The following is a 21155-nucleotide window of genomic DNA, read 5'->3' as shown; positions in this document are numbered from 1 at the left end:
ATCACTGCAGTTGCGCTTCGGGAAGGTCAAGTGTTCGCGGGATCAGCAGTGCATCCCAGTGGCCAATGGCCCAGTCCAGCACTTCCCTGGGCGTTGCGTACAACAATTCGGTCCCCGGATTTTGCCCGAGCGCGCGCAGGGCACGCAGCAACAAAGGTGTTGCCTGATCGGCTGTCAGGGGCGGAGAGCGGTAGGACTTGCCGAGCTTGTTGCCATCGGGCTGAGTGATCAGCGGGATATGCAGATATTTCGGTTGCCGCAAGCCGAGCAACTCTTGCAGGTAGAGCTGCCGGGGTGTGGAGTCCAGCAGGTCGGCGCCACGGACAATATCAGTGATGCCTTGCCAGGCGTCGTCCAGCACCACCGCGAGTTGATAGGCGTAGAGTCCGTCGCGGCGGCGAATCACGAAATCACCGACGTCACGACCCAGGTGCTGGCGATACTCGCCTTGCACGCGGTCTATAAAGTGGTATTCCAGTTCGGGTACTCGCAATCGTATTGCTGCGTTTTCAGTGCTGTGCCCGGCATTGCGGCAGAATCCTGGATAAATGCCGTGATAAGGCTCCAGTTGTTTGCGCGAGCAGGTGCAGGCGTAAGCCAGGCCGTGGTTAAACAGACGATTGAGGACTTCGGCATAGGCGTCGTGCCGGTCGCTTTGGCGGATCATTTCGCCGTCCCACTCGAAACCGTAGCTCTCCAGGGCCTTGAGTATTGCAGCCTGAGCGCCGGGCTCTTCCCGAGGCGGATCGAGGTCCTCCATCCGCATCAACCACTGACCGCCCACCGAGCGGGCGTCGAGGTACGAGGCCAGCGCTGCGACCAGCGAGCCGAAATGCAGATGTCCGCTGGGCGTGGGGGCGAAGCGGCCGATGTAGGAGGTGGCGGTCATAAAGGCGATCTATGTTGTTGGGCCAGACGCAAATCACTTGAGGGCGGTGGCCTTCGTGGCGAGGGGATTTATCGGAATGCCGTACCACCCCGTTCGGCTGCGAAGCAGTCGCAAACCAGTAAATGCGTTCTATCTGATGCATCGCGATTACAGAGTTTGGGGCCGCTACGCGACCCACGGGGATAAATCCCCTCGCCACGAAGGTCCGCTCCCTCAAGGGAGGCCTGCTGGTTTGAATTTTGGAAACAAAAACGGAGCGTTCGCACGCTCCGTTTTTCGTTCAGGTCGACATTACTTGCCGACTTGCTTTTCCTTGATTTCCGCCAGGGTCTTGCAGTCAACGCACATATCGGCGGTAGGGCGGGCTTCCAGTCGCTTGACGCCAATCTCGACGCCGCAGGACTCGCACCAGCCATACTCTTCGTCTTCGATCAATTGCAGGGTCTTGTCGATTTTCTTGATCAACTTGCGCTCGCGGTCGCGGGCTCGCAGTTCGAGGCTGAATTCTTCTTCCTGGCTGGCACGGTCTGCCGGGTCCGGGAAGTTGGCCGCTTCGTCCTTCATGTGATCAACCGTACGGTCGACTTCCTGCATCAAGTCCTGTTTCCACTTGTTCAGGATCTTGGTGAAGTGCGCGCGCATGGGCTTGCCCATGTATTCCTCACCCTTCACTTCTTTGTAGGGTTCGAAGCCGCTGATCGACTGGTTTTGCTGCTTTGCTTGGGTGGGCATGAAATGGACCGCCTCTACTCTTGTAATCCATTGCGCAGGATTGCTCCATCACCGACACCTGCCGGCCCTGCGGCTGCAAGCGGGCGAACTTACCAGATCAAATCGGACCGCGCTACTCCCGGATGTCGAGGTAATGGCCCGATGCTCTTGCAAATAGTTGCAAAGCCTTGTCTGGTGGTGCTGGAGACCTGATCAAATATTGATTTTAGTCAAACCTGGGATACACGCTTGAGTCGTTTGGGACCGGCGTTATGAGCGTCTGACCGCTTTAGGTTCTCGCTCGTTCCAGTGCTTGGGTAGAATCAGTTCTTTTTACCGTTGAAGGAAGGCCAATGGCTCAGTCCTACAGTGCCCGCAGTCGCGCGATCGAACCCTTTCATGTGATGGCGCTGTTAGCGCGGGCCAATGAATTGCAGGCCGCAGGCCACGATGTCATCCACCTGGAAATCGGCGAGCCTGACTTCACCACCGCCGAACCGATTATTCAGGCGGGCCAGGCTGCACTCACCGCCGGAAAGACCCGTTACACCGCCGCACGGGGTATTCCCGAACTGCGTGAAGCCATTTCGGGTTTCTATCAACAGCGGTATGGATTGAACATCGATCCGCAGCGAATTCTCATCACGCCCGGTGGATCCGGGGCGCTGCTGCTGGCCAGCGCCTTGTTGGTAGACCCGGGTAAACATTGGCTGTTGGCGGATCCGGGTTACCCGTGTAACCGGCATTTCCTGCGACTGGTGGAAGGTGCGGCGCAGTTGGTGCCCGTCGGCCCGGAGGTGCGATATCAATTGACGCCTGACCTTGTGGCTCGTCATTGGGACCATGACAGCGTCGGTGCCCTCGTGGCCTCGCCTGCCAACCCGACCGGGACCATTCTGACCCGCGATGAGCTGGCGGGCTTGTCCGCCGCGATCAAGGCGCGACACGGTCATCTGGTGGTCGACGAGATCTATCACGGCCTGACTTACGGTACCGACGCCGCCAGCGTGCTCGAAGTCGATGACAGCGCGTTCGTGCTTAATAGTTTTTCAAAGTATTTCGGTATGACCGGGTGGCGCCTGGGTTGGCTGGTTGCCCCGGAGGCAGCCGTCGGCGAACTGGAGAAGCTCGCTCAAAACCTCTACATCAGCGCCCCGAGTATGGCCCAGCATGCGGCGCTGGCTTGTTTTGAGCCTGCCACCATCAGCATCCTCGAAGAGCGCCGCGCCGAGTTTGGTCGTCGTCGTGATTTCCTGCTGCCTGCGTTGCGCGAGCTAGGTTTCGGTATCGCTGTAGAACCTGAAGGCGCGTTCTATTTGTATGCAGATATCAGCAAGTTCGGCGGCGATGCCTTCGCGTTTTGTCGTCATTTTCTCGAAACTGAACATGTTGCGATCACCCCGGGTCTGGATTTCGGTCGTTATCAGGCCGGCCATCACGTGCGATTTGCTTACACCCAAAGCCTTCCTCGGCTGCAGGAAGCGGTCGAGCGGATCGCCCGCGGATTGCGGAGCTGGCAAGGCTGATGCGTTTTCATCCTCCCCTTGAAGAAGGTCGCCTGATTCGCCGTTACAAGCGCTTCCTCGCTGACATCGAAACTGTAGACGGCGAGTTGCTGACCATTCATTGCCCGAACACCGGCTCGATGCTCAATTGCCAGGTTGAGGGCGGGCAGGTCTGGTTCAGCCGCTCCAATGACCCGAAGCGCAAGTTGCCCGGCACCTGGGAAATCGGCGAAACCCCGCAGGGCCGGCTGTTTTGCGTGAACACCGGGCGCGCCAACGGTTTGATCGAGGAGGCATTGCGTGCCGGGGTCATCACCGAACTGAACGGCTTCACCGAGCTCAAGCGCGAAGTGGCTTACGGCCAGGAAAGCAGTCGCATCGATTTCCGTCTCGATTACCCGACCGGGCCGGCCTATGTGGAAGTCAAGAGTGTCACGCTGGGCTTTGATGGCTCATCGGTGGCTGCGTTTCCCGACGCGGTAACCCAGCGGGGTGCCAAGCATTTGCGCGAGCTGGCACACCTGGCTCGGGACGGGATCCGCGCGGTGCAGCTGTATTGCGTGAACCTGAGTGGCATTGATGCCGTGCGTCCCGCGCACGAAATCGATTCGGCTTATGCGGCAGCGTTGCGCGAAGCGGTGGCGTGCGGGGTCGAGGTGCTGGCATACGGTGTGAGATTGAGTCATGAAGAAATGGTGGTCGATCGACGTCTGGAACTAATGCTTGAAGATTAAAGGCTGATCCAGATGCCTTGTTCATCTTCGAGACTAGGGACGCTGGTCAGAAACTGTCCGGAACACGGGCCGGCGACGCACTCGCCGTCTTCGATCAGAAACAGTGCGCCGTGGGTGGCGCACTGGATCAGGCTGTTGCTCGGATCAAGAAACTGGTCGGGTTGCCATTCCAGTCCGACGCCACGATGCGGGCAACGGTTGAGGTAGACATAAACCTGTCCACTTCGGCGCACCGCAAGGAGCTTCTGGCCGTGAATGTCAAAGCCACGGCTGCTGGAATCGGTGAGCTCCAGGCCCGCGCAAAGAAACTTCATGTCTATCCTCAAGCACGCCTGCCCGTGACTGGATATGTCAGAGCTTGACGTTCAAATGCAAACAATTATCAAATGCCGGCTCCGCCCGTTGGGTGCAGGTGCCGACGCCGAGAATACTTGGCCTGTCAGCTCCACGCCTGGAAAAACTTTAAAGGAAGCTGTTTATGCGCCTGAGTCCCCGCGTTGCTGCGCTTTGTGTTGGCCTCCTCGCCAGCCACCACGTTGCCGCAACCGAGTTGCCACAACGTTGGGTCAGTGCCGGTGGCGCCCTGTCGGAGTGGGTCAGCGCGCTGGGTGGTGAGTCGAAGTTGGTCGGCGTCGACACCACCAGTCAGCACCCGGAGGCACTCAAGGCACTGCCGAGTATCGGTTACCAGCGGCAATTGTCGGCTGAAGGCATTTTAAGCCTGCGCCCGCAAATATTGGTCGGCACCGAAGAAATGGGGCCACCGCCGATACTGTCGCAGATCCGCAACGCGGGAGTGCAGGTCGAGCTGTTCTCAGCCCAGCCTGATTTGCCTGCCTTGCAGAGTAACCTGGAGCATTTGGGCAAGTTGCTGGGTGCCGAAGGCCGGGCTTCGAAACTGTTTCAGGCTTACCAGCAACAGCTTGATCAACAAAAGGTCCGGGTCACCCAGGCGCAGTTGAGTCAGCCGTCACCGGGTGTGCTGGTGCTGATCGGTCACGCGGGCGGCAAGCCACTGATCGCCGGCAAAGACACCAGCGCGGATTGGCTCCTGCAACGCGCCGGTGGGCATAACCTGGCGACGCATACCGGGTACAAGCCGTTTTCCGTCGAATCCCTGATCAGCCTGGACCCGGAAGTGCTGGTGTTTGCCGATCGCGCGCTGAGTGGCGAAGTGGCGCGTGCCGCCTTGTTTAAAGAAAACCCTATTCTGTCTTCGACACGTGCGGCCAAGGACGGGCGCGTCATCGAGCTCGATCCGACGTTACTGGTCGGCGGGCTGGGGCCGCGGTTACCCGATGAACTGAAAAAACTGTCTGACGGTTTCTTCCCCGGCACCGCCAAACAATGACGGTTCTGGTTAAACCGCGTGCATTGTTCATTGGCCTGAGCCTGCTGTGCTTATTGGCGATCTGGTTGTCGCTGGCGCTTGGGCCGGTCAGTCTGCCGTTGCTCGACACATTGCGCGTAGCGTTACGCATGATCGGCCTGCCCATTGCGCCAGACGGGCTGGAGCAGGCGGAGCTGATCCTTGGGCAAATACGCCTGCCGCGAACGTTGTTGGGTTTGGCGGTGGGAGGCGTGCTGGCGTTGTCCGGCGTGGCCATGCAGGGCCTCTTTCGTAACCCACTGGCCGATCCGGGGTTGGTGGGCGTTTCCAGCGGCGCGGCCCTCGGCGCGGCGATTGCCATTGTCGGTGGTTCGGCGTTTGGCGGTCTGCCGGAGGCTTTCGGGCCTTACCTGTTATCGCTGTGCGCCTTTCTCGGCGGCCTGGGTGTGACGGCGCTGGTGTATCGGTTGGGTCGGCGTAACGGTCAGACCAACGTTGCAACAATGTTGTTGGCAGGCATTGCTTTGACTGCTCTGGCAGGATCTGCCGTTGGGCTTTTCACCTATCTGGCGGACGACGCCACCCTGCGTACCCTGGCGTTCTGGAACCTGGGCAGCCTCAACGGCGCCAGTTATTCGCGACTTTGGCCATTGCTGTTGATCAGCGCCGGTGTGGCGCTGTGGCTGCCACGTCGTGCCAAAGCCTTGAATGCATTGTTACTGGGAGAGTCCGAAGCCGGGCACCTGGGCATCGACGTTGAAAGGCTCAAGCGCGAGCTGGTCTTCTGCACGGCGCTGGGAGTAGGGGCCGCTGTGGCGGCGGCAGGAATGATTGGCTTTGTCGGGTTGGTGGTGCCGCATCTGGTGCGTCTGCTGGCCGGTCCTGATCATCGAGTGCTGTTACCCGCCTCGGTGCTGGCCGGCGCCAGTCTCTTGCTGTTTGCTGACCTGGTAGCGCGGCTGGCACTGGCGCCTGCCGAGCTGCCCATTGGCATTGTTACGGCGTTCATTGGTGCTCCGTTCTTTCTGTACCTGCTCCTCAGAGGACGCGCCTGATGCTGCGAACGCAAAATCTGCAAATCCGCCGCGGCCGCAAGACCGTGCTGATGGATATCACGCTTGAGCTCAAACCGGGTGAAGTCCTGGGTGTGCTGGGACCTAACGGTGCCGGCAAGAGCACGTTGCTTGGCGCCTTGTGTGGCGAGTTAAAGGCTGATCACGGAAACATCTGGCTCGACGAGCATGAGTTGAGTCACTGGACCGGGCCGTTGCGAGCCCAGCGTCTGGCTGTATTGCCGCAGGTATCGACGCTGGACTTTGCCTTTCGTGTCGAAGAAGTGGTCGGCATGGGGCGTTTGCCTTATCAGAGTGGTCGTGTCCGGGATGACGAAATTGTCGCGGCCGCCTTGAACGCTGCCGATGCCGCCCATTTGCACGGCCGAAGTTACCTGGCCCTGTCCGGAGGTGAGCGTCAGCGAATACATCTGGCGCGGGTGTTGGCACAGCTCTGGCCAGGTGAAGCGGGGCAGACCTTGCTGCTCGACGAGCCCACGTCGATGCTCGATCCATTGCATCAGCACACCACACTGCAAGCTGTGCGCGAATTCGCCGATCGTGGTGCGGCGGTAATGGTGATCCTGCATGATCTGAACCTGGCAGCGCGCTATTGTGATCGACTGTTGCTGCTCGAAGGCGGACGACCTGTTGCGCTGGATACGCCGGAACGGGTGTTACGTCCTGATCGACTTCAGGCGGTGTTCGGTCTGGAAGTACTGGTGCAGCAGCACCCGGAGCGCGGGCATCCGCTGATTATCGCCCGCTAGATCCATTACTGGGGTGAATCCATGCGCTTAATGCTGATGCTGGGAGTGTTGTTGCTGAGTGCCTGTACCCATGTTTCAGCGCCGCCACCTGTGGTGGGTGAGATTCGCGACCTGCACAGTAGTCAGGCTGTGACGCCGCAGGCGCTGATTGCGGCGCTGGCCAAGTCTTCTCGACTGATCGTGGGTGAGCAGCATGACAACCGCGATCACCATGAGCTGCAGTTGTGGTTGTTGCAGTCGTTGGGGGATAGGCGGCCTCAGGGCAGTTTGCTGTTGGAGATGCTCACACCGGATCAGCAACCTCGTGTTGATGAAGTGCGTCACGCCGCGACGCCACCGACTGATTTGCCCGGATCTCTGGACTGGCAGTCTGGCTGGGAGTGGGACCTGTACGGGCCTATCGTTCGATTTTCCCTGACTCAACCGTACCCATTGCTGGCGGCAAATCTGGACGTGCCTGAAGTACGTGCCATCTACACAACCCCACCTACGCTGAGCGGTTCGCGTTCCAATGCATCGTCCGTGAGGGACGAGCTTCTGAAACAAGTCAGTGACTCGCATTGCGGTCTGTTACCCGCGTCGCAAATGCCTGCAATGCTGGCGGTTCAGCAGCAGCGCGATAGACGCATGGCTGAGCGCTTGCTTGCCGCCCCCGAGCCTTCGGTGCTGTTTGCCGGCGCGTTTCATGCGCGCAAGGATGTTGGCGTGCCTATCCATCTGCTCGATCTGGGAGCACCCGAAGCACCGACAATATTGATGCTGGCTCAGCAGGGTAGCGAGGTCACGTCGCAAATGGCCGATTACGTTTGGTACACCCCGGACAAGCCAACCCCGGATTACTGCGAGCAGATGCGAAAACAGTTCGGCAAGCCGTCGAAGAAGTAAGTCTGTACGGAGGGCTTTTCGACAGGCAAAAAAAGACCCGGCAAGAGCCGGGTCAAATAACCGTGATTAGCCTGATGAGGAGATATCTGAGAGTCCGAACCAAGGGCTGTTCAAATATCGACCAGTCTCGCGACCAGTTGTGATAATCATAGCGATTCTCATTACCATGTCAACAGGTGATTTTTCATCGCCTTTAAATTCGACAGAAATTCATTCTAGAGGCCCGAAATCATTGGGTTTCACGCCTATTCAATTTTTGTGACGGGACGAAATAGCCTCCAGTTGCTTGTTCAGCGCTTCCTTTCGTTCTGCAGGAATGTCGTTCCAGTGCACATCCATCAGGGCGCCTTCGATTGCATACAACAACACCTTGGACGCCCGAAACCCGCGCGTACGCACGGCTCGATAGGCATCCACCGCCCCGAGGCGACGCAAGTCCGAGGCGCTGTGGATGCCCACGGCATGCAGCCATTGCGCCGACGTCTTGCCAAGATTCTTCAGGTGTTGCAGTTCATCATTCATCAAGCCTCCTTGCGACGGCCGAATGGTGCGTGGGCAAGCTTCTCAGGAGTGTAGCCATCAGTAGGAAAAGCGTGATTCTTTGGTCGGTTTCAGGGCAAATGCTTCTAAGAAACGTTGGCGCCGAGTCCAAGGAAATACGTGAATCGAATCGAAAGAGGGTGCCGGAATCGAGTGGATCGGATGTTACGACCCATAGTCCAGCGCAAAGCGGGGGCGCTGGACCGTTCGGTTAACAGGTCGTTTTTAGCGAGTGCGATATCGCAGACGGGTGCCGAAGTTCATCGACATAAGGATCTCGTCCGCACTCAGTTCTGCGGGGAAATAGGCACCGGAAATCTGCGCGTGGGCCAGGCTGGCGCCTTCGAGTGAGGATTTGCGAAAGTCGATGCCGCGCAAGTCGGCGGAGCGAAAATAAGCGTCGGTGAAGTCGACACCTTCGGCATTCAACTCACGCAGGTCCAGGCCGCGGAAGTCACCACCGATCATGTCGATGGTTCCTTCCTCGGGGCGTTCATTGTTGAAACCTGTGATGTCGTCTTTGTGCAGCAAGGCATAAAGCGGAGTGTCGAGGAGTTTGGGCTGGCTCATGTCACATCACCTGTTGGTTTTATGACGCCAGTATAGTGCCACTATTTGACAGCCGTGAAGCCACGCTGGCCCCACGGCTGAAATATCCTTACAGGCCTGGCAGTCGCTGGCGAATTTGCGCTACGACAGTGTCGAGCGTCCCGCTTTCGTTGGTTTGAACCCGTTTGCTGCACAGAATCTCTGCAGGTGTCAGGGCTTCGCGATTGGACTGCTGATCGGCGATTACCGCGAGGTCAGCGTCGGAAGGGTCGGTTTTATCGGCTTGGCGCAATGCCAACCACCCCTCGATGACCGCTTGTGGGGCGTTGCAATCAAGGATCAAAAATGGCGCGCCAGTGGACTCGGCGATTTTCGCTGCGCCGTCGCGTTGCTCACGCTTGAGGTAAGTGGCGTCGACTACGACAGGGAAGCCGGCACGCAGGATCACGGCCGCGATTTCATGCAGGCGTGTATAGGTTGCGGCGCTGGCGTCGGCGCTATAAATGCCGGCATGCGGATCGTTTGTCACGGTCTGCTCGCCGAACAGGCGCTTGCGTTCCACATCGGAGCGCAGGCGAATCGCGCCCAGTGCTTCCACCAGGCGCATTGCCACACGGCTCTTGCCGACAGCAGAAACACCGTGGGTGATGGCCATGAAACGCGAAGGAATGGTGCTGTAGCTTTCAGCCAGGTTGGCGTAGTTGCGATATTGACGCAGCGTTGTCGCGCGCTGCACAGGGTCGGCTTCGGCCGGCATGCTGAACAGGGTGACCTTGGCACGAACCAGCGCGCGGTAGGCCTTGTAGAAGTTCAGCAGTTCAAGGCCCTGGTAATCGCCAGTCAGTTCCAGGTATTGGCTGATGAAACGGCGCGCCAGACTTTTCAGACCGCGGTCTTCAAGGTCCATCGCCAGGAAACCGGTGTCGGCGTAGACGTCGGTGAAGCGGAACGGCTCGTTAAATTCGATGCAGTCGAAGATCACGACTTTGCCGTCAATCAGGGTGGCGTTACCCAGATGGATATCACCGTGGCATTCGCGGATAAAACCGTCGGCCTTGCGCTGGGCAAACAGCGGTTTGAGGCGTTCGAAGCTGCTTTCCGCCCAGGCTTGAAGGGCATCAAGTTGCAGCAGATCGGCCTTGTCGCTGAGGAATGGACGGATTTGCTCGAAGTTCTGACTGACAGGGGCCATCACGCTGTCCGGCTGACCGGCTTCATGTTCGGCGGGGACCTTCGGCGCGTTGAGGTGGAAATGAGCAATTTGCGCGGCCATCTCGTCGATGTGCGCGGTGGTCAGTTCACCATTGGCCTGCAGCGTGCTCAGCAGATTAGCCTGCGGAAACTGGCGCATTTTCAGGGCAAATTCGATGGCCGGTCCTTCGCCACCCAGTTGGGGGGCATCTGCGCTGCCAGTTATCGGCAACACTTCAAGATACAAATCGCTGGTCAAACGTTGGTTAAGTCGCAGCTCTTCGCCGCAAAAATGCTCGCGAGCGTCGAGACTGGTGAAGTCGAGGAAGCCGAAATTCATGGGCTTCTTCACTTTATAAGCAAACGGGCCGGTGAGCAGGACCCAGGAAATGTGGGTCTCGATGACCTGGAACCCTTCTACGGGATGCGGGTAGAGGGCCGGGTTTTGCAGGGCAGCGATCAGGGACTGGCTCACAGGCGATCCTTCAGAGTCTGGGAAAATTCACGGTCGCCATTATGGCCGCAAGTCCGCCCGACGCAAACCTCGGAGGGCTTCTGTTGAGTATGAATAAAGTGCGTATAATCCGCCGCCATGACTCGTACTCGATCCCCCCGCACTCCAAAAAAACCACCTTCCAAGGGCATGCGCCCCTGGCTGGGATGGGCCCTTAAACTCAGTCTGGTCGGCCTTGTGGTGCTCGCCGGTTTCGCGGTTTACCTCGACGCCATCGTCCAGGAGAAGTTCTCTGGCAAGCGCTGGACAATCCCGGCCAAGGTCTACGCCCGCCCGCTGGAACTGTTCACCGGCCAGAAGCTGAGCAAAGAAGATTTCCTCACCGAACTGGACGCTTTGGGCTACCGGCGCGAAAGCGTGAGCAATGGGCCGGGCGCTGCGGCGGTCAATGGCAACACTGTCGACCTGAACACCCGTGGCTTCCAGTTCTATGAAGGCATGGAGAAGGCCCAACCGGTGCGTGTCCGGTTCTCGGGTGACTATGTCGCCGAGCTCTCCGCGACGAACGGTTCGAAGCTGTCCGTTGTCCGGCTTGAGCCGCTGATGATCGGTGGTATCTATCCGAAAAATCTTGAAGACAGGATTCTGATCAAGATCGATCAGGTCCCGCCGTACCTGCTGGAAACCCTCGTCGCAGTTGAAGACCGGGATTTCTACAGTCACTGGGGCGTTTCGCCCAAGTCGATCATGCGAGCCCTTTACGTCAACACCTCTGGCGGCAGGATGACGCAGGGCGGCAGTACGCTGACGCAACAATTGGTCAAGAACTTCTACCTGACCAGCGAGCGCAGCCTGTCTCGCAAACTCACCGAAGCCATGATGGCGATGTTGCTTGAGTTGCATTACGACAAGCGGGAAATTCTTGAGGCGTACCTCAATGAGGTGTTCGTCGGTCAGGATGGGCAGCGCGCGGTACACGGTTTTGGCCTGGCCAGTCAGTTCTTCTTCGGGCAGCCGTTGTCCGAGCTGAAACTGCATCAGGTTGCGTTGCTGGTCGGTATGGTCAAGGGACCGTCCTATTACAACCCGCGTCGCAATCCTGAGCGCGCGCTTGAGCGGCGAAATCTGGTGCTCGACGTGCTTGAGCAGCAAGGCGTTGCCACCGCCGAACAGGTCGCTGCTGCGAAGAAAATGCCACTGGGTGTGACTACGCGCGGCAAATTGGCTGATAGCTCGTTCCCGGGTTTCATCGATCTGGTCAAGCGCCAGCTGCGCCAGGATTATCGTGACGAAGACTTGACTGAGGAAGGCCTGCGGATTTTCACCAGTTTCGACCCGATTCTGCAGATGAAAGCTGAAGCATCGGTCAACGATACGTTCAAGCGTCTGTCCGGGCGTAAGGGGTCCGATGAAGTTGAAGCGGCCATGGTCGTGACTAACCCGGAAACAGGTGAAGTCCAGGCCATGATCGGCAGTCGGCAGGCCAGTTTTGCCGGTTTCAACCGCGCACTGGATGCGGTCAGGCCGATTGGCTCGCTGATAAAGCCGGCGGTTTATCTGACCGCCCTTGAGAAGCCAAGCCAGTACACGCTGACCAGTTGGCTGTCCGATGATGCTTTTTCCGTCAAGGGGGCTGACGGTCAGGTCTGGAAGCCGCAGAACTATGATCGCCGCTCCCATGGCACGGTTTTCCTTTATCAAGGGTTGGCGCATTCCTACAACTTGTCGACCGCGCGTCTTGGGTTGGCGGTGGGTGTACCCAACGTGCTCAAGACGCTGGCGCGCCTTGGGGTGACTCGTGAATTTCCGGCTTTCCCTTCGATGTTGCTCGGGGCGGGAGGTTTGACTCCGATCGAAGTCGCGACCATGTATCAGACCCTGGCCAACGGTGGTTTCAATACGCCGATGCGCGGGATTCGTAGCGTGCTGACTGCAGAAGGCGAGCCGCTCAAGCGTTACCCGTTCCAGATCGAGCAACGCTTCGATCCGGCGTCCATTTATCTGATTCAAAGCGCCATGCAGCGGGTCATGCGTGAAGGTACCGGCAGTTCGGTTTACAACGTGTTACCGAAAACCCTGACGCTGGCCGGCAAGACCGGTACCAGTAACGACTCTCGAGACAGCTGGTTCGCAGGGTTCAGTCAGGACTTGCTGGCGGTGGTGTGGTTGGGGCGCGATGATAACGGCAAGACGCCGTTTACCGGCGCTACCGGTGCATTGCAGGTCTGGTCCAGTTTCATGCGCAAGGCCGATCCGTTGCCGTTGGACATGCCGCAGCCCGACAACATCGTGCAGGCGTGGGTCGATTCGCGCACGGGACAGGGTTCGGATGCCAGCTGCCCAGGCGTCGTGCAGATGCCGTATATTCGCGGCAGCGAACCACCTCCTGGTGCCGCCTGCGGTGGCGAAAGCCCTGCTTCTGGCGAAACGGTGATGGATTGGGTCAAAGGCTGGATGAATTAAGCAAAGAGGGTTTCAAGTGAACAAGTGGTTGATTCCAGCGGTTACCGCCGTGGCTTTGCTCAGCGGTTGTTCCACCGTGCAGCGTGGTTCGATTCCGGTAGTGGATTCGGGTAGCGCCGTGTCGAACAGCGAGCGTATTCAGGCGAATGGCGGTTTCCGTCAGACGACAGTGAAACGTCCTGCACAAGCCCAGACCCAGGCGATTCCGCAAGGTGATACCGGTGTAGTGGTCATGGTGCCCGGTGGCGGGGCGGTAGCATCGGCGCCGATCAGTACGTCGCCGATCACGCCGGGCCCTATTACTCCGGGGCCGATCGACACTTCGCCAGTGCAGTCGGCGCCGATCAATCAGGGTAGCTACAGCATGCCGTCGACGCCGAGCGGCATTCCCTCCGCCAGTACGGGAGGGGGCTTGTCTGCCGATGAGCAACTGGATGGTCCGGTATTGGCGCTGTTGACGACCGCGCAGCAGCAACAGGCCGGTGGTGATCTGAACGGTGCGTCGTCCAGTCTTGAGCGTGCTCAGCGAGTGGCGCCTCGGGAACCGCAGGTGCTTTATCGTCTGGCTCAGGTCCGCATGGCCCAAGGCGATGCGGCACAGGCTGAGCAGTTCGCGCGACGTGGCCTGACCATGGCCAACGGTCGTCCGGATCTTCAGGCCAGTTTGTGGGGGTTGATCGCTCAGGCGCGTGAAAAACAGGGCGATTCCGCTGGCGCCGCATTGGCCCGTCAGAAGGCCAAGGTTTCGCTGTGATGGACGAACGCTTCCCGAAGATCGCCGAACAGTTGCTGTTGATCGAGCGCGAGTTGCGTGTTCAGGGCTGGTGGGACGAGGTTTCTCCATCGGTCGAAGCGCTTTCCAGTGTCGAGCCCTTTTCGGTCGACACCCTGGATTTCGAGCAATGGCTGCAATGGATCTTCCTGCCGAGGATGAAAGTGATCCTGGAGCAGGATCTACCGTTGCCCAATGCCTCGGGGATTCAGGAAATGGCCGAAATGGTTTTCGCTGCCCGTAACGTCCAGGGCAAAGATCGTCAATTGCAGGTGCTGCTCAAAGAGTTCGACCTGCTGATCACGGCCTCGCGCTAAGGCCGATTCATTGTTGGATCTGTAGGGCTTGTAGGAGCTGTCGATTGAAACGAGGCTGCGATCTTTTGATCTTGTTCTTGAAAAGCAAAATCGAATATCACAGCCTCGTTTCACTCGGCAGCGCCTACAGCTATCTATCCGCACCTATTGGCAGTTCTCCGCAATCTGTTTCTGTGCTTCGCTTGTTCGCTCCTGGCGCTGTTGATCGGTCAGGCGACGCATCTCGCCATCCACATCCTCTCGTAACCTTGGATTGTTCTGCAGTTGAGCAAGGTTGGTGCGTGCCTGTTCGCAGAACACTTTCAACTGGGCCTGTTGATCAGCGACCTGCTCTTTCACCGATTTGTCGATTGCCTGCTGATCGCCTATGACGTTGCTGCGTGCAGGTAGCGTCGATTTGCTTGCAGGCGCAGAGGGCGTGACCACTGTTGTCGACGCTTGGCCTTGGGGTGGTTGAGCGTCGAAATGGGTAACGCCTTGGGCGTCGACCCATTTATAGATTTGACCGGCCATACACAAAGGGCTGATCAACAGACTGACCATCAATAAAGTTCGCATGCCATTTCCTTGCCATGAGTTGCGCAATTGAAGCTAACACAGTTGCTGTTTAGCGGTTTTTTCTTGCTTTCTCATGCGCTTACTTCAATAAAGCACATAGACGACTTGACTTGGAGAGGGCGAAACAGAAGAATCCAAAGTCCGCTGTAGAGGGACTGCCAGAAGCAGACCCACTCAGCAGATCATGAGGCGCACATCCGCGCCGACCTGTTACACCCGCAACGCGTTACCTCGCGCTGGGTGGGAAAGGCCCGCAACACTTGGGACGATCCCAATACTTGCTCAGTCAGTGCTGACGTAGTCGGCGACCACCGTCGCTCATGCTCTGCTGAGAAGTAAACCTATTAAGACCCGTCCTCTTTGAAGTGGGCGGTATTCTGGCGTTTTAGAGGTGAACAACGTGGAGCTTTTATCTGGCGGTGAGATGCTCGTCCGCTTTTTGCGTGACGAAGGCGTCAAGTACATCTACGGGTACCCGGGTGGTGCTCTTCTTCATGTTTACGATGCGCTGTTCAAAGAACCGGAAGTGACTCACATCCTGGTTCGTCACGAGCAGGCTGCGACCCATATGGCTGACGGCTATGCCCGCGCAACCGGTAAAGCCGGTGTGGTGCTGGTAACTTCCGGGCCGGGCGCAACCAATGCCATTACCGGTATTGCCACGGCGTACATGGACTCCATTCCGATGGTGATCATTTCCGGCCAGGTGCCTAGCACTATGGTAGGCACCGATGCATTCCAGGAAACCGACATGATCGGTATCTCCCGGCCGATCGTGAAGCACAGCTTCATGATCAAGCATGCTTCGGAAATTCCGGAAGTCATGAAGAAGGCGTTCTACCTGGCGCAATCCGGTCGTCCTGGTCCGGTCGTTGTCGATATCCCTAAAGACATGACCAACCCGGCCGAGAAGTTCGAATACATCTTCCCGAAAAAAGCCAAGCTGCGTTCCTACAGCCCGGCTGTCCGCGGTCACTCCGGGCAAATCCGAAAGGCAGCAGAGATGCTCCTGGCGGCCAAACGTCCTGTGTTGTATGCGGGCGGCGGCGTGATCCTTGGTGGTGGCTCCGCGCCGCTGACCGAGCTGGCGAAGATGCTTAACCTTCCAGTGACCAATACCCTGATGGGTCTCGGTGCCTACCCTGGCACGGACCGTCAGTTTATCGGCATGCTCGGCATGCACGGCAGCTACACCGCTAACCTGGCGATGCACCATGCCGATGTGATCCTTGCTGTTGGCGCTCGTTTCGACGATCGCGTGATCAATGGCCCGGCCAAGTTTTGCCCGAACGCCAAGATCATTCACATCGACATCGACCCGGCTTCGATTTCCAAGACTATCAAAGCCGATGTGCCTATCGTTGGCCCGGTCGAGAGTGTCCTGACCGAAATGGTCGCGATTCTCAAGGAGATCGGCGAGACCCCGAACAAGGAGTCCGTTGCCAGTTGGTGGAAGCAAGTTGACGAATGGCGGGGTGACCGCGGCCTGTTCCCTTATGACAAGGGCGACGGCAGCATCATCAAGCCGCAGACCGTGATCGAGACCCTGTGCGAAGTGACCAAGGGCGATGCCTATGTCACCTCAGACGTGGGTCAGCACCAGATGTTCGCCGCGCAGTACTACAAGTTCAACAAGCCGAACCGCTGGATCAACTCCGGTGGCCTGGGCACCATGGGGTTCGGCTTTCCAGCGGCCATGGGGATCAAGTTGAGCTTTCCGGATGATGACGTCGCCTGTGTGACGGGCGAGGGTAGCATCCAGATGAACATTCAGGAGTTGTCGACCTGCCTGCAGTACGGTTTGCCTGTAAAAATCGTCATCCTGAACAACGGTGTGTTGGGCATGGTTCGCCAGTGGCAGGACATGAGTTATGGCAGTCGCCACTCGCATTCCTACATGGAATCGTTGCCTGACTTCGTCAAGCTGGCAGAGGCCTATGGTCATGTTGGCGTACGCATCACCGACTCGAAAGATTTGAAGTCGAAGATGGAAGAGGCGTTCGCCATGAAAGACCGTCTGGTGGTTATCGATATCTCGGTGGACACCAGCGAGCACGTCTATCCGATGCAGATCAAAGACGGCTCCATGCGCGATATGTGGCTGAGCAAGACGGAGCGTACTTAATCATGCGGCACATTATTTCCTTGCTTCTGGAAAACGAACCTGGCGCTCTGTCTCGTGTAGTCGGCCTGTTCTCGCAGCGCAACTACAACATCGAAAGCCTGACAGTGGCACCGACCGAAGACCCGACACTGTCGCGTCTGACGTTGACCACGGTTGGTCATGACGAAGTGATCGAGCAGATCACCAAAAACCTGAACAAGTTGATTGAAGTGGTCAAATTGGTCGACCTGTCGGAGAGTGCTCACATCGAGCGCGAGCTGATGCTGGTCAAGGTCAAGGCCACCGGCGCCCAGCGCGCCGAGATCAAGCGCACTACCGATATTTATCGTGGGCAGATCGTCGATGTCAGCGCCAGCGTGTATACCGTTCAACTGACCGGTACCAGCGACAAGCTCGACAGCTTCATTCAGTCCATTGGCACTGCCTCGATTCTGGAAACCGTCCGCAGTGGCGTGACCGGGATTGCTCGCGGCGACAAAGTACTCAGCATCTAAACCAAATTAGTGAATGGCCTGAACGGCCTGGATATATAGGGGAATTTCATGAAAGTTTATTACGAAAAAGACTGCGACCTGTCGATCATCCAGGGCAAGAAAGTTGCCATCATTGGTTACGGCTCCCAGGGTCACGCTCAAGCGTGCAACCTGAAAGACTCCGGCGTTGACGTTACCGTTGGCCTGCGTAAAGGTTCGGCTACCGTTGCCAAGGCAGAAGCCCACGGCTTGAAAGTGACCGACGTTGCTTCGGCTGTTGCTGCTGCCGACCTGGTCATGATCCTGACCCCGGACGAGTTCCAGTCCGCTCTGTACAAGAACGAAATCGAGCCGAACATCAAGAAGGGCGCCACCCTGGCCTTCTCCCACGGTTTCGCGATTCACTACAACCAGGTTGTTCCGCGTGCCGACCTCGACGTGATCATGATCGCGCCGAAAGCACCGGGTCACACCGTGCGTTCCGAGTTCGTCAAAGGCGGCGGTATCCCTGACCTGATCGCTATCTATCAGGATGCTTCCGGCAACGCCAAGAACGTTGCGCTGTCCTACGCTGCTGGCGTTGGCGGCGGCCGTACCGGCATCATCGAAACCACTTTCAAGGACGAAACCGAAACCGACCTGTTCGGCGAACAAGCCGTTCTGTGCGGCGGTACCGTTGAACTGGTAAAAGCCGGTTTCGAAACCCTGGTTGAAGCTGGCTACGCGCCGGAAATGGCTTACTTCGAATGCCTGCACGAACTGAAACTGATCGTTGACCTCATGTACGAAGGCGGTATCGCCAACATGAACTACTCGATCTCCAACAACGCTGAGTACGGCGAGTATGTAACGGGTCCGGAAGTAATCAACGCCGAGTCCCGTCAGGCCATGCGCAACGCCCTGAAACGTATTCAGGATGGCGAATACGCCAAGATGTTCATCAGCGAAGGCGCAACCGGCTATCCTTCGATGACCGCCAAGCGTCGTAACAACGCCGCTCACGGTATCGAAATCATCGGTGAGCAACTGCGCTCCATGATGCCGTGGATCGGTGCCAACAAGATCGTCGACAAAGCCAAAAACTAAGTCGCACGGTTGAACGGAAAACGCGGCCTAGGCCGCGTTTTTTCGTTTGGGAGTCCGGTTCTGGTATAAAGCTGCATCGTTTGTGGCCGAACCGTCGTCCCAGACACTTGTCGAAACTTTCCACCCTGTTGCAAGGTAATGTCCATGAGCGAACGTCCCGAAGAGCCAAACCAGGCTTCTGACGCCGAAAGCCTGCTGCCCATCGATGAACATATCGAAGAAGGGCATGACGCTGAAGGTCGTAAAGTCCGGCATCGTGGTATCTATCTTCTGCCGAATCTTTTCACTACTGCGAATCTGTTCGCAGGGTTTTATTCCATCATCAATTCGATGAGCGCCCAGGCGGCATTGAGTGCGGGTGACTCAGTCAATGCGAGCAAGTATTTTGCTTTCGCTGCGATTGCGATCTTTGTCGCCATGGTCCTCGACGGGCTTGATGGCCGTGTTGCTCGCATGACCAATACACAAAGCGCTTTCGGCGCCGAGTACGACTCTTTGTCGGACATGGTTGCCTTTGGTGTTGCGCCGGCATTGCTGGCGTTTGGCTGGGCGTTGGGCGACATGGGCAAGGTTGGCTGGATGGTTGCCTTCATCTATGTAGCTGGCGCTGCTTTGCGCTTGGCACGCTTCAACACTCAGGTTGGCACTGCGGATAAGCGCTACTTCATCGGTCTGGCCAGTCCGGCTGCTGCGGGTGTAGTTGCTGGTATTGTCTGGGCCTTCAGCGATTACGGTATCCAGGGCTCCAAGATGTCTTTCCTGGTGGCATTGATGGTTGCCGCTGCCGGTATGCTGATGGTCAGTAACATCAAGTACAACAGCTTCAAGGAGCTGGATCTGAAGGGGCGTGTCCCTTTCGTGGCGATCCTGGCTGTGGTCCTGGTGTTTGCGGTAGTGTTCAGCGATCCACCACGCATTCTGCTGCTGGTTTTCCTTGCTTATGCAGCCTCCGGTCCGGTGCAATATCTCTTGAGACTTCGCCGGCACAAGAACGCGTAACATCCCTCATACTCCGCAGTCTATTGGTGTATCTGTTCTCCAATACTGCGGAGTAGCCATGCTGATCAAAATTCCTAAAGCGTCCGACTGTCATGAGTCTGACGTTACGCCTGAATCTCTCTATCTTTCCCGTCGTCATGTGCTCGGTGCTGCCGTGGCCGGCCTGGCTGTCAGCAGTCTCCCTCGCTGGGCTGGTGCTGATGAGGCTGCGCGATATGCCGACGTCGAGCCTGGCAAGGCGCCTTCCTGGTTTGCGGACAAGCTGCTGTCCACTAAATGGGGGGCAGTGAACGTCAAGGATGAGGCTATCACCCCGTTCAAGGACGCGACCCATTACAACAACTTCTATGAATTTGGTACCGATAAAGGTGATCCGGCGGCGAATGCCGGTGCGCTGAAGACCGAGCCATGGAGCGTCGTGGTGGATGGGGAGGTGGGTAAGCCGGGGCGGTATGCACTGGAAGATTTCATGAAGCCCTACCATTTAGAGGAGCGGATTTACCGACTCCGCTGTGTGGAGGCGTGGTCGATGGTCATTCCCTGGATCGGACTCCCCATTTCGGAGTTACTCAAAGAAGTCGAGCCAACCTCCAGCGCCAAATACATCCGCTTCGAAACCCTGCAGGACCCCAAGAGCATGCCGGGCCAGCGTTCCGGTTTTGCGTTGATCGACTGGCCTTATATAGAAGGGCTGCGCCTGGATGAGGCGATGAATCCGTTAGCGATTCTTGCGGTGGGCATGTATGGGCGAGAGTTGCCTAATCAGAACGGTGCGCCGCTGCGTTTGGTGGTGCCCTGGAAGTACGGCTTCAAGAGCGTCAAATCCATCGTGCGTATCAGTCTGGTGAGCGAGCAGCCCAAAACGACCTGGCAGAGTATCGCTGCCGATGAGTATGGCTTCTATGCGAATGTGAATCCCGAAGTAGATCATCCTCGCTGGACCCAGGCACGCGAGCGCAGATTGCCGAGTGGTCTGTTCAAACCCAATGTGCGCGACACCCAAATGTTCAACGGCTATGCGGATGAAGTCGCTTCCTTATATGCAGGGCTCGATCTGCGGAAGAATTACTGATGCGTTATCCGTTCTGGCGTATCGGGATTTTCATCGCTGCGGCGATGTGGCCTGTACTTTGGCTTTATCAGGCTTGGGAGGATGTACTGGGTCCTGATCCCGGGAAGGTGCTGGTCGACCGCTTGGGGCTGGGAACGCTGGTGTTGCTCCTGATTACCTTGAGCATGACGCCTTTGCAGAAGCTTACCGGTTGGGCGGGGTGGGTAGCTGTACGGCGTCAACTGGGTCTTTGGTGTTTTGCATATGTGGTGCTGCATCTGAGCGGCTATACCGCTTTTATCCTCGGGTTCGATTGGTCGCAGCTGGGTGTCGAATTGCGCAAGCGGCCTTACATTATTGTCGGAGTGCTGGGGTTTCTCGGTTTGTTGGTGTTGGCAGTGACCTCTAATCGGTTCAGTCAGCGCCGTTTGGGGGGGGGATGGAAGAAGCTGCATCGCCTGGTCTATGTGATCCTCGGGCTTGGCTTGCTACATATGCTGTGGATCGTGCGCGCTGACTTGAAGGAGTGGGTGATCTACGCCTCTATAGGTGTGCTGCTATTGGTGATGCGAATCCCCTCTGTAAGCCGCCGAATTCCACGATTTACCAATAAAAAGGGATCTTCTGCACGAAAGGCGTAATTAAGGGTTGACGGCAGATTCAGGATGTCTATAATTCGCCCCACTTCCGGCGCAGTCGAA

Annotated in this window: 22 protein-coding genes; 15 read left to right on the top strand and 7 right to left on the bottom strand. The window is 57.6% G+C overall.

From position 1 onward, the window contains the following. Position 1 precedes the first annotated feature (1 nt). Positions 2-889 (bottom strand): tRNA glutamyl-Q(34) synthetase GluQRS, encoded by an 888-nt coding sequence (gene gluQRS / locus AC3ZVB_RS22010; RefSeq protein ID WP_162437825.1) that lies wholly within the window; start codon positions 887-889, stop codon positions 2-4. 291 nt (positions 890-1180) lie between these two features. Next, positions 1181-1621, bottom strand: a complete 441-nt coding sequence (gene dksA / locus AC3ZVB_RS22005) for an RNA polymerase-binding protein DksA (RefSeq protein ID WP_007902025.1) — start codon at positions 1619-1621, stop codon at positions 1181-1183. 332 nt (positions 1622-1953) lie between these two features. Here dksA and AC3ZVB_RS22000 point away from each other — a divergent pair, with 332 nt between their 5' ends. Both AC3ZVB_RS22000 and sfsA read left to right on the top strand, forming a co-directional pair. Further along, positions 1954-3126 (top strand): pyridoxal phosphate-dependent aminotransferase, encoded by a 1173-nt coding sequence (locus AC3ZVB_RS22000; protein WP_490147733.1) that lies wholly within the window; start codon positions 1954-1956, stop codon positions 3124-3126. After that, on the top strand, positions 3126-3839 hold the full coding sequence (gene sfsA / locus AC3ZVB_RS21995; RefSeq protein ID WP_162437827.1) for a DNA/RNA nuclease SfsA: 714 nt from the start codon (positions 3126-3128) through the stop codon (positions 3837-3839). The genes AC3ZVB_RS22000 and sfsA overlap by 1 nt, the downstream gene beginning before the upstream one ends. On the opposite strand, the gene AC3ZVB_RS21990 is transcribed toward sfsA, so the two are convergent. Beyond that, complete coding sequence (locus AC3ZVB_RS21990) at positions 3836-4153, bottom strand: Rieske (2Fe-2S) protein (protein ID WP_490147732.1); 318 nt, start codon at positions 4151-4153, stop codon at positions 3836-3838. The genes sfsA and AC3ZVB_RS21990 overlap by 4 nt on opposite strands. A 164-nt stretch (positions 4154-4317) precedes the next feature. On the opposite strand from AC3ZVB_RS21990, the gene AC3ZVB_RS21985 reads away from it, so the two are divergent. The 4 genes from AC3ZVB_RS21985 to AC3ZVB_RS21970 are packed head-to-tail and all read left to right on the top strand — an operon-like array spanning position 4318 to position 7876. Further along, positions 4318-5190 carry a heme/hemin ABC transporter substrate-binding protein gene (locus AC3ZVB_RS21985; protein WP_490147731.1) on the top strand — a complete coding sequence of 291 codons (873 nt, stop codon included), beginning with the start codon at positions 4318-4320 and terminating at the stop codon, positions 5188-5190. Beyond that, positions 5187-6224 carry a FecCD family ABC transporter permease gene (locus tag AC3ZVB_RS21980; protein ID WP_162437830.1) on the top strand — a complete coding sequence of 346 codons (1038 nt, stop codon included), beginning with the start codon at positions 5187-5189 and terminating at the stop codon, positions 6222-6224. Before AC3ZVB_RS21985 ends, AC3ZVB_RS21980 begins: the two co-directional genes overlap by 4 nt. Beyond that, positions 6224-6991: a heme ABC transporter ATP-binding protein gene (locus tag AC3ZVB_RS21975; RefSeq protein WP_194692775.1), complete on the top strand. Its 768-nt coding sequence runs from the start codon at positions 6224-6226 to the stop codon at positions 6989-6991. Before AC3ZVB_RS21980 ends, AC3ZVB_RS21975 begins: the two co-directional genes overlap by 1 nt. Positions 6992-7012: 21 nt before the next feature. Further along, complete coding sequence (locus AC3ZVB_RS21970; protein ID WP_490147730.1) at positions 7013-7876, top strand: ChaN family lipoprotein; 864 nt, start codon at positions 7013-7015, stop codon at positions 7874-7876. A 249-nt stretch (positions 7877-8125) separates the two neighbouring features. Here AC3ZVB_RS21970 and AC3ZVB_RS21965 read toward each other — a convergent pair whose 3' ends face one another. The 3 genes from AC3ZVB_RS21965 to AC3ZVB_RS21955 all read right to left on the bottom strand — a co-directional run bounded on the left by AC3ZVB_RS21965 (position 8126) and on the right by AC3ZVB_RS21955 (position 10631). Next, entirely contained in the window at positions 8126-8398 is a 273-nt protein-coding gene (locus AC3ZVB_RS21965; protein WP_007971093.1) for a TfoX/Sxy family protein, read from the bottom strand. Positions 8399-8641: 243 nt separating this feature from the next. Next, the gene (locus AC3ZVB_RS21960) at positions 8642-8986 is read right to left on the bottom strand and encodes a pentapeptide repeat-containing protein (protein ID WP_194692773.1); all 345 of its coding nucleotides are present in this window, start codon (positions 8984-8986) and stop codon (positions 8642-8644) included. Between the two features lie 88 nt (positions 8987-9074). Continuing rightward, positions 9075-10631 carry a bifunctional aminoglycoside phosphotransferase/ATP-binding protein gene (locus AC3ZVB_RS21955; protein WP_490147729.1) on the bottom strand — a complete coding sequence of 519 codons (1557 nt, stop codon included), beginning with the start codon at positions 10629-10631 and terminating at the stop codon, positions 9075-9077. A gap of 117 nt (positions 10632-10748) precedes the next feature. Between AC3ZVB_RS21955 and mrcB the strand changes: the two genes are divergently transcribed. The 3 genes from mrcB to AC3ZVB_RS21940 are packed head-to-tail and all read left to right on the top strand — an operon-like array spanning position 10749 to position 14162. After that, on the top strand, positions 10749-13073 hold the full coding sequence (gene mrcB / locus AC3ZVB_RS21950; RefSeq protein WP_490147728.1) for a penicillin-binding protein 1B: 2325 nt from the start codon (positions 10749-10751) through the stop codon (positions 13071-13073). 16 nt (positions 13074-13089) lie between these two features. Continuing rightward, the gene (locus AC3ZVB_RS21945; RefSeq protein ID WP_490147727.1) at positions 13090-13827 is read left to right on the top strand and encodes a tetratricopeptide repeat protein; all 738 of its coding nucleotides are present in this window, start codon (positions 13090-13092) and stop codon (positions 13825-13827) included. Next, positions 13827-14162, top strand: coding sequence for a YqcC family protein (locus AC3ZVB_RS21940; protein WP_162437837.1), 336 nt, complete (start codon positions 13827-13829; stop codon positions 14160-14162). The genes AC3ZVB_RS21945 and AC3ZVB_RS21940 overlap by 1 nt, the downstream gene beginning before the upstream one ends. Before the next feature lie 144 nt (positions 14163-14306). Here the strand turns inward: AC3ZVB_RS21940 and AC3ZVB_RS21935 are convergent, their stop codons facing one another. After that, positions 14307-14720 carry a DUF4124 domain-containing protein gene (locus AC3ZVB_RS21935; RefSeq protein WP_162437838.1) on the bottom strand — a complete coding sequence of 138 codons (414 nt, stop codon included), beginning with the start codon at positions 14718-14720 and terminating at the stop codon, positions 14307-14309. 400 nt (positions 14721-15120) lie between these two features. Between AC3ZVB_RS21935 and AC3ZVB_RS21930 the strand changes: the two genes are divergently transcribed. From AC3ZVB_RS21930 to msrQ, 6 genes are all read left to right on the top strand, one after another. Further along, positions 15121-16845 carry an acetolactate synthase 3 large subunit gene (locus tag AC3ZVB_RS21930; RefSeq protein ID WP_162437839.1) on the top strand — a complete coding sequence of 575 codons (1725 nt, stop codon included), beginning with the start codon at positions 15121-15123 and terminating at the stop codon, positions 16843-16845. Between the two features lie 2 nt (positions 16846-16847). After that, positions 16848-17339 (top strand): acetolactate synthase small subunit, encoded by a 492-nt coding sequence (ilvN, locus tag AC3ZVB_RS21925; protein WP_003176102.1) that lies wholly within the window; start codon positions 16848-16850, stop codon positions 17337-17339. Between the two features lie 48 nt (positions 17340-17387). Next, positions 17388-18404: a ketol-acid reductoisomerase gene (ilvC, locus tag AC3ZVB_RS21920; RefSeq protein WP_007948647.1), complete on the top strand. Its 1017-nt coding sequence runs from the start codon at positions 17388-17390 to the stop codon at positions 18402-18404. A 144-nt stretch (positions 18405-18548) separates the two neighbouring features. Next, positions 18549-19403 carry a CDP-diacylglycerol--serine O-phosphatidyltransferase gene (gene pssA, locus AC3ZVB_RS21915; protein ID WP_162437840.1) on the top strand — a complete coding sequence of 285 codons (855 nt, stop codon included), beginning with the start codon at positions 18549-18551 and terminating at the stop codon, positions 19401-19403. Between the two features lie 58 nt (positions 19404-19461). Next, the gene (msrP, locus tag AC3ZVB_RS21910) at positions 19462-20475 is read left to right on the top strand and encodes a protein-methionine-sulfoxide reductase catalytic subunit MsrP (protein ID WP_490147726.1); all 1014 of its coding nucleotides are present in this window, start codon (positions 19462-19464) and stop codon (positions 20473-20475) included. Then, complete coding sequence (msrQ, locus tag AC3ZVB_RS21905; protein ID WP_490147725.1) at positions 20475-21095, top strand: protein-methionine-sulfoxide reductase heme-binding subunit MsrQ; 621 nt, start codon at positions 20475-20477, stop codon at positions 21093-21095. Before msrP ends, msrQ begins: the two co-directional genes overlap by 1 nt. Positions 21096-21155 lie beyond the last annotated feature (60 nt).

The sequence above is a fragment of the Pseudomonas sp. MDV22-iso1 genome (genome assembly GCF_058145095.1).
The sequence above is the reverse complement of the archived record's forward strand: the minus strand, read 5'-3'. Positions and strand labels throughout refer to the sequence as shown.

Excerpts from the sequence above, each read along its gene's own strand:
- gluQRS (WP_162437825.1), bottom strand. The coding sequence starts at position 889 with ATGACCGCCACCTCCTACATCGGCCGCTTCGCCCCCACGCCCAGCGGA.
- dksA (WP_007902025.1), bottom strand. The coding sequence starts at position 1,621 with ATGCCCACCCAAGCAAAGCAGCAAAACCAGTCGATCAGCGGCTTCGAA.
- AC3ZVB_RS22000 (WP_490147733.1), top strand. The coding sequence starts at position 1,954 with ATGGCTCAGTCCTACAGTGCCCGCAGTCGCGCGATCGAACCCTTTCAT.
- sfsA (WP_162437827.1), top strand. The coding sequence starts at position 3,126 with ATGCGTTTTCATCCTCCCCTTGAAGAAGGTCGCCTGATTCGCCGTTAC.
- AC3ZVB_RS21990 (WP_490147732.1), bottom strand. The coding sequence starts at position 4,153 with ATGAAGTTTCTTTGCGCGGGCCTGGAGCTCACCGATTCCAGCAGCCGT.
- AC3ZVB_RS21985 (WP_490147731.1), top strand. The coding sequence starts at position 4,318 with ATGCGCCTGAGTCCCCGCGTTGCTGCGCTTTGTGTTGGCCTCCTCGCC.
- AC3ZVB_RS21980 (WP_162437830.1), top strand. The coding sequence starts at position 5,187 with ATGACGGTTCTGGTTAAACCGCGTGCATTGTTCATTGGCCTGAGCCTG.
- AC3ZVB_RS21975 (WP_194692775.1), top strand. The coding sequence starts at position 6,224 with ATGCTGCGAACGCAAAATCTGCAAATCCGCCGCGGCCGCAAGACCGTG.
- AC3ZVB_RS21970 (WP_490147730.1), top strand. The coding sequence starts at position 7,013 with ATGCGCTTAATGCTGATGCTGGGAGTGTTGTTGCTGAGTGCCTGTACC.
- AC3ZVB_RS21965 (WP_007971093.1), bottom strand. The coding sequence starts at position 8,398 with ATGAATGATGAACTGCAACACCTGAAGAATCTTGGCAAGACGTCGGCG.
- AC3ZVB_RS21960 (WP_194692773.1), bottom strand. The coding sequence starts at position 8,986 with ATGAGCCAGCCCAAACTCCTCGACACTCCGCTTTATGCCTTGCTGCAC.
- mrcB (WP_490147728.1), top strand. The coding sequence starts at position 10,749 with ATGACTCGTACTCGATCCCCCCGCACTCCAAAAAAACCACCTTCCAAG.
- AC3ZVB_RS21940 (WP_162437837.1), top strand. The coding sequence starts at position 13,827 with ATGGACGAACGCTTCCCGAAGATCGCCGAACAGTTGCTGTTGATCGAG.
- AC3ZVB_RS21935 (WP_162437838.1), bottom strand. The coding sequence starts at position 14,720 with ATGCGAACTTTATTGATGGTCAGTCTGTTGATCAGCCCTTTGTGTATG.
- ilvN (WP_003176102.1), top strand. The coding sequence starts at position 16,848 with ATGCGGCACATTATTTCCTTGCTTCTGGAAAACGAACCTGGCGCTCTG.
- ilvC (WP_007948647.1), top strand. The coding sequence starts at position 17,388 with ATGAAAGTTTATTACGAAAAAGACTGCGACCTGTCGATCATCCAGGGC.
- pssA (WP_162437840.1), top strand. The coding sequence starts at position 18,549 with ATGAGCGAACGTCCCGAAGAGCCAAACCAGGCTTCTGACGCCGAAAGC.
- msrP (WP_490147726.1), top strand. The coding sequence starts at position 19,462 with ATGCTGATCAAAATTCCTAAAGCGTCCGACTGTCATGAGTCTGACGTT.
- msrQ (WP_490147725.1), top strand. The coding sequence starts at position 20,475 with ATGCGTTATCCGTTCTGGCGTATCGGGATTTTCATCGCTGCGGCGATG.